Consider the following 6043-nt stretch of genomic DNA (forward strand, 5'->3'; position numbering starts at 1 on the left):
CCGGCGCAGGGAACAAAACCCTCTGCTATCAGCTTACGCTTTCCTGGCTGACTTCTCAGCGCGCTGGCGGCGCAACTCTTTCGGATCGGCAATCAACGGGCGGTAAATCTCTACACGATCGCCATTGTGCACAGCATCGTGCAATTTCACCGGGCGGCTGTAAATACCGACCTTATTCACCTTCAGATCAATATCATCACGCAGCTCGAGCAAACCGGAAGCAAGTATCGCCTGCTCAACGGTTGCGCCCTCTTCGAGCGTCACCCGCTGAAGATACTGTTTCTCCGGCAGTGCGTAAGCCACTTCAACCGCAATATTACCCGGCACGGTAAACCTCTTTTGCCCGGTGCGTAAACGCCTGCACCATGTTTGCCGCCAGCTCTTTAAAGATGCGGCCAAACGCCAGCTCAATCAGCTTATTGGTAAATTCAAAATCAAGCTGGAACTCAATCCGGCAAGCCTCGGCGCTCAACGGGGTAAATTTCCAGCCGCCAATCAGCGACTTGAAAGGACCATCGACCAGATGCATCAAAATGCTTTGATTAGTGTCCAGCGTATTACGCGTGGTAAACGTTTTGCTGATCCCGGCTTTGGAAACATCCACCGCCGCAGTCATTTGCGTCGGCCCGGATTCCAGCACCCGGCTGCCAGTACAGCCAGGTAAAAACTGCGGGTAAGATTTTACATCATTCACTAACTTGTACATTTGTTCCGCGCTGTAAGGCACCAGCGCAGTACGGCTAATCTGAGGCATATCGTTTTCCGCGTTCACACAATCGTCAAATAATACCATTTCCCCAGGTTGAAAGGAAAACGCAATGCCCTAACTCATGCTAAGATAACCGGCTAAACCTCACAGGACGCAATGAGGTCAGTTTCAGATATCAGATTACCGGATGGCTTCACGACACTATGACGAAGAAAAAAGCATACAAACCAGGTTCAGCCACCATTGCGCTGAATAAGCGCGCCCGCCATGAATACTTTATCGAAGAGGAATTTGAGGCCGGGCTGGCACTGCAAGGCTGGGAAGTAAAATCCTTACGCGCCGGTAAAGCAAACATTGGCGACAGCTACGTTATTCTGAAAGATGGCGAAGCCTTTCTGTTTGGCGCAAACTTTACGCCGCTGACTGTAGCCTCCAGCCACTACGTGTGCGATCCGACTCGCACACGCAAACTGCTGCTTAACCAGCGCGAACTCGATTCACTTTACGGCCGCATCAACCGCGAAGGCTATACCGTGGTGGCGCTGTCGCTGTACTGGAAAAACGCCTGGTGCAAAGTGAAAATTGGCGTGGCGAAAGGTAAGAAACAGCACGACAAGCGCACCGATCTGAAAGAGCGCGAATGGCAGTTGGATAAAGCACGCATTATGAAAAACGCCGGGCGTTAGTCACGCCCGCTTCGCCCTCTCACGCCGGGAGAGGGCCTCGAACACTTCTCAACGTCTCATTCAGCTTATGCATTATTTTTATAGATAATCCAGTACCGATTTTGATCTCCACATTAGCAATCATCCCCGCAAACCAGGAAAGATTTTCCAGTGCGGTTGCCCAGCTAAGCGCTCCTTGTGCGCGAGTAAATCACCACCATAGAGCAATCAACCACAGACGATCGGATCAATTCCATACGCTCTAGTAAGTTAGCCGTCTGGTGTGAACGCTTTGTTTGCATAAAGCAACACCAAATACGGCGTGATCGTATTCGATAGCTGCGGACAAATACTAACCACATTTCCCTCCTCAAAAGTCATTGTGATATGGACTGGAATGCCGCGTCATAAATCTGTTATACTCACCGTCACACTTTTGGGGCTGATTCTGGATTCGACGGGATTCGCGAAACCCAAGGTGCATGCCGAGGGGCGGTTGGCCTCGTAAAAAGCCGCAAAAAAATAGTCGCAAACGACGAAAACTACGCTTTAGCAGCTTAATAACCTGCTTAGAGCCCTCTCTCCCTAGCCTCCGCTCTTAGGACGGGGATCAAGAGAGGTCAAACCCAAAAGAGATCGCGTGGATGCCCTGCCTGGGGTTGAAGCGTTAAAACTAATCAGGCTAGTTTGTTAGTGGCGTGTCCGTCCGCAGCCGGCAAGCGAAATTAAAGACTGGACTAAGCATGTAGTACCGAGGATGTAGGAATTTCGGACGCGGGTTCAACTCCCGCCAGCTCCACCAAAATTCTCCATCGGTGATTACCAGAGTCATCCGATGAAGTCCTAAGAGCCCGCATGGCGCAAGCCCTGCGGGCTTTTTTGTGCCCTCAATTTGTCCCGCGAAGTCCGAAGAGAACTAATTAAATCCGAACCTTTTAGGCACCTTGTTAGGCACCTTATAAAGCTTTATTGTTTTTGAGGTGCCTAAAACTATGGAAACCCGGCAATGGCAAGACAAACCAAACCTCTCTCAGTTAAAGAAATCGAATCTGCCAAACCAAAGGAAGCGGACTATGTGCTCTATGATGGCGATGGCCTTGAGCTACTGATCAAATCCAGCGGGAGTAAAATCTGGCAGTTTCGCTACATTCGCCCTGTCACCAAGAAACGTGCGAAAAAGAGCATAGGCCCTTACCCGTCAGTTACGCTTGCCGATGCCAGAAACTACCGGGCAGAGTCTCGCTCTCTCCTGGCGAAACAAATCGATCCACAGGAACATCAGCAAGAACAACTTCGCAGTTCGCTGGAAGCCAAAACCAATACTTTCCAGCTCGTAGCTGAACGTTGGTGGAATGTGAAGAAAGCTAGTGTGACAGAAGACTATGCGGAAGATATCTGGCGCTCTCTTGAAAGAGATGTCTTTCCTGCGATTGGCGACGTTAGCGTTACAGATATTAAAGCTCACACACTGGTTCAGGCCGTGCAACCGGTTCAGGCCAGAGGAGCGCTGGAAACCGTTCGTCGCCTTTGCCAACGTATCAATGAGGTCATGATATATGCCCAGAACACAGGTCTGATTGATGCGGTTCCCAGCGTGAATATCGGTAAAGCCTTCGAGAAGCCTCAGAAAAAGAACATGCCCAGCATTCGACCGGATCAGCTACCTCAACTGATGCAGACAATGCGAACAGCCAGCATTAGCCTCTCTACACGCTGCCTGTTCATGTGGCAACTTCTTACTATTACCCGCCCTGCCGAAGCGGCTGAAGCTCGCTGGGAAGAGGTAGACATTGAAGCGCGAGAATGGAAGATTCCTGCAGCACGCATGAAAATGAACCGCGACCATACTGTTCCATTGTCAGATGAAGCAATAGCTGTGCTGGAGATGATGAAGCCGTTAAGCGGGAACCGGGAATTTATCTTTCCCAGCCGTATCAAGCCCAACCAGCCAATGAATAGTCAGACTGTTAACGCCTCACTAAAACGTGCAGGTTTTGGTGGAGTGCTCGTTTCACATGGTTTGCGTTCTATCGCAAGTACAGCCCTTAATGAACAGGCTTTTCCGCCTGATGTTATTGAAGCTGCATTAGCCCATGTGGATAAGAATGAGGTGCGTCGTGCTTATAACCGCAGTGACTATCTCGAACAACGTCGCCCAATGATGCAGTGGTGGGCTGACTTCGTTATGGCTGCTGATCGCGGGAGTATGATTGAGGGAGGTACGAAAGGAATGCGTTTAGCTGTGTGACGGATAACTAATGACAGTTCCTACTTTAGTACTTTGCTGAATGAGGCTTTAAATTTCAGCCCCATATCGGAGATGGGCTAAAGCCCTTCCCTTGATCAAAAATCATATTTAAGGAAAAAAAATGCAGCTTGGTAATGTAAAGCTTTTCAAAGGAATTGGTTACGTCTGCTTTCTCGATATACTTGGGTTCTCTCAAGATATTTTATCAAACTGGAACGCAACTGAGTCTAATCCATTGGATAAGCTCTTAGCTATAAAATCAGCACTGCCTGTGCTGCACGACGATGAAGTCGAGTCAGGAGTTAGCCAGTCTGTCCGTAATTACGTGTGCCGTGTTAATACTGTCTCAGATAGCATCACGATAGCTTTTGGACTCGAGAAAGAGCTGATAATTGGTGATATGGTTTTAGGTTTGGAGGTACTGCTGGTAAATGTACGAGAAGTTTGGCGCACAGCAATAGAACTAGGCTACACCCTGCGAGGAGCTATTGATTTTGGTGAGATTTATTGGGACAAAAACGAACTGGTGGGCCCGGCATTTATAAATGCTTATCGCCTTGAATCAGAAATAGCAAGAGTTTCAAGGGTTGTTGCTTCGTCAAAATTAAATAAGCTACTAGCTAATTTGGCTAGTAACTATTCAAGCGGAGTTGTGGAGCATTTAATTGACAATTTCAGAAAGGATGTTGACGGCTACATTGTGTTGGATCCTTATAAGATGTGTGTCACAGACGAAGAAAGAGTGCTGTTGGTAAAAAAATTAAAAAAAATGGCAAGTCAGGCATCGCTCCCATTAATAAAAGAAAAGTATGCCCCCTTAATCGAAATGCTGTCTAAAAGACCGTCAGCGTTAATAGAACCAAGTCAACTTGGTCAATACTAATGGCAATGATGATGAGTCGAATATGGGGCGGCCGGGAACTGAGGGAAGCTAAGAGTTATAGTTCGATTTAATTTGGGAGGTGTTGGACTCGAGTGACTACTTAGTGCCAGGAGCTGTTGTTGCTGAGATGAATATGTGCACACAATCTGGGCAGGGGTATGAGCACACTCAAGCTGAGTCAAACAGTATTTGAAGCTTCATAATAGAGCTAAATAACGTTGTTCGAATACTAAGAGTGGCATTTTTTTACTGGAGTGAGGAATACATACAGATGGCAATATATGTAGATAACTGTCCAAGGTGCGCTAGTCAAAATATAACTTTTGATGTCCACGGTGCTAATCATTTTGGTAATTATAAAGAGTTTCCAAAGCCGGAAGTTCCCGCATATGAATTTTTTTGCGTGTGTCGAGAATGTCATAAAACAACGATTTTCCTTGGGATCAGCATAGACAAACATCAAGAGCTTCATAGAATCAGTTGGGGCGTGGCCATGTTCGGGTTGAAAGATGTAGCCAAGATATTAAGACCGATTTCGCCAGCAGATTTGAGCGTCGGTGAACCACCTGATTTTTTACCGCAAGAAATCAATGATGCTTATGAAGAAGGGGCAAAATGCCTCGCAATTGGTTGCAATAATGCGGCTGGAACAATGTTTAGGCTTTGTCTTGATTATGCAACAAAAGGACTTGTCCCTGATGGCGATGGTGGCCCAGCAGCAAAAATTAAGAGGAGCTTGGGACTGAGAATGGAGTGGTTATTTGATAATAAACTTATTCCGGAAACTCTTAGAGAACTAGCTGAGTGTGTCAAAGATGATGGGAATGATGGTGCTCATGAAGGGATTCTAGATAGGGCAACAGCAGAAGATCTTGAGGAGTTCACATACTTGTTTCTGGAACGGCTATACACTGAACCTCAACGCCTTGCTGAAGCCAAGGCAAGGCGTCAAGGGAGAAGAAACAAAGAAGCCTGACTTTTCAGTCATCAAACAGTAAGAATGAATAGTAAGTGTTTTAATAATCACTACTGTGGTCGCAAAAGTGTCAACTTCCGCTCTTCGCTGCCCTTTAAACCTTGCAATGGGGCAGCATTGTGACAAGAGCGGAAGTAGCACACGCACTTTCATCCGCACCGTAAACAGCGATCCAGAAAGTAAGCGATCAGAGTTTGTCGGACGCATTGCTGAACAGGCAATTCATGTTAAATATAGGCAAGCTGATTAAAAAGCAGCACGACCATGGCAGTCCTTCTTCCAGGGGGGGTTTCCCGATAATACTGAGACTACGACTTCAATGTTCGGTTAGAGGTAGTCGAGGTCTGGCTCCTATATCAAAACGTACAGATTGAATGTTACCCTGGCCCCTTTCATGCATACCTAACGTAATTAACTACAGTCTGAAATGATATTATTCATGCCAGTTATGCCAAACACAAAAGTTGCACTGGCAAGTGACAAGCATCAAAGTGGAATGTATTTCCCGCATGGAGCAGGTAGTAAACGATAATGACCGAGCTTAAAGCTGCATCTGAGTCTG

The 6043-nt window shown here is 47.0% G+C and carries 6 protein-coding genes and 1 other RNA gene; 5 read left to right on the forward strand and 2 right to left on the reverse strand.

Translation table 11 applies throughout. The annotated features are described in order from the left end of the window. Window positions 1–33: 33 nt before the first annotated feature. Together ACFX4U_RS23120 and ACFX4U_RS23125 are read right to left on the reverse strand one after the other, a co-directional pair. Window positions 34–327 carry an RnfH family protein gene (locus tag ACFX4U_RS23120; RefSeq protein WP_305735256.1) on the reverse strand — a complete coding sequence of 98 codons (294 nt, stop codon included), beginning with the start codon at window positions 325–327 and terminating at the stop codon, window positions 34–36. Beyond that, window positions 317–754: a type II toxin-antitoxin system RatA family toxin gene (locus ACFX4U_RS23125; RefSeq protein WP_025263873.1), complete on the reverse strand. Its 438-nt coding sequence runs from the start codon at window positions 752–754 to the stop codon at window positions 317–319. Before ACFX4U_RS23125 ends, ACFX4U_RS23120 begins: the two co-directional genes overlap by 11 nt. Window positions 755–912: 158 nt before the next feature. Between ACFX4U_RS23125 and smpB the strand changes: the two genes are divergently transcribed. The 5 genes from smpB to ACFX4U_RS23150 all read left to right on the forward strand — a co-directional run bounded on the left by smpB (window position 913) and on the right by ACFX4U_RS23150 (window position 5481). Next, window positions 913–1395, forward strand: a complete 483-nt coding sequence (gene smpB / locus ACFX4U_RS23130; protein ID WP_017459912.1) for an SsrA-binding protein SmpB — start codon at window positions 913–915, stop codon at window positions 1393–1395. Window positions 1396–1812: 417 nt separating this feature from the next. After that, window positions 1813–2176: a transfer-messenger RNA gene (ssrA, locus tag ACFX4U_RS23135) on the forward strand. Window positions 2177–2380: 204 nt separating this feature from the next. Further along, a complete protein-coding gene (locus tag ACFX4U_RS23140; protein WP_313509136.1) occupies window positions 2381–3622 on the forward strand; it encodes an integrase in 1242 nt (413 codons plus the stop codon). A gap of 121 nt (window positions 3623–3743) precedes the next feature. Beyond that, window positions 3744–4505: a hypothetical protein gene (locus tag ACFX4U_RS23145; protein WP_313509134.1), complete on the forward strand. Its 762-nt coding sequence runs from the start codon at window positions 3744–3746 to the stop codon at window positions 4503–4505. A 271-nt stretch (window positions 4506–4776) separates the two neighbouring features. Next, window positions 4777–5481, forward strand: coding sequence for a DUF4145 domain-containing protein (locus ACFX4U_RS23150; RefSeq protein WP_064600782.1), 705 nt, complete (start codon window positions 4777–4779; stop codon window positions 5479–5481). Window positions 5482–6043 lie beyond the last annotated feature (562 nt).

This window comes from Kosakonia sp. YIM B13588 (assembly GCF_042788165.1).
GTDB lineage: Bacteria > Pseudomonadota > Gammaproteobacteria > Enterobacterales > Enterobacteriaceae > Kosakonia > Kosakonia sacchari.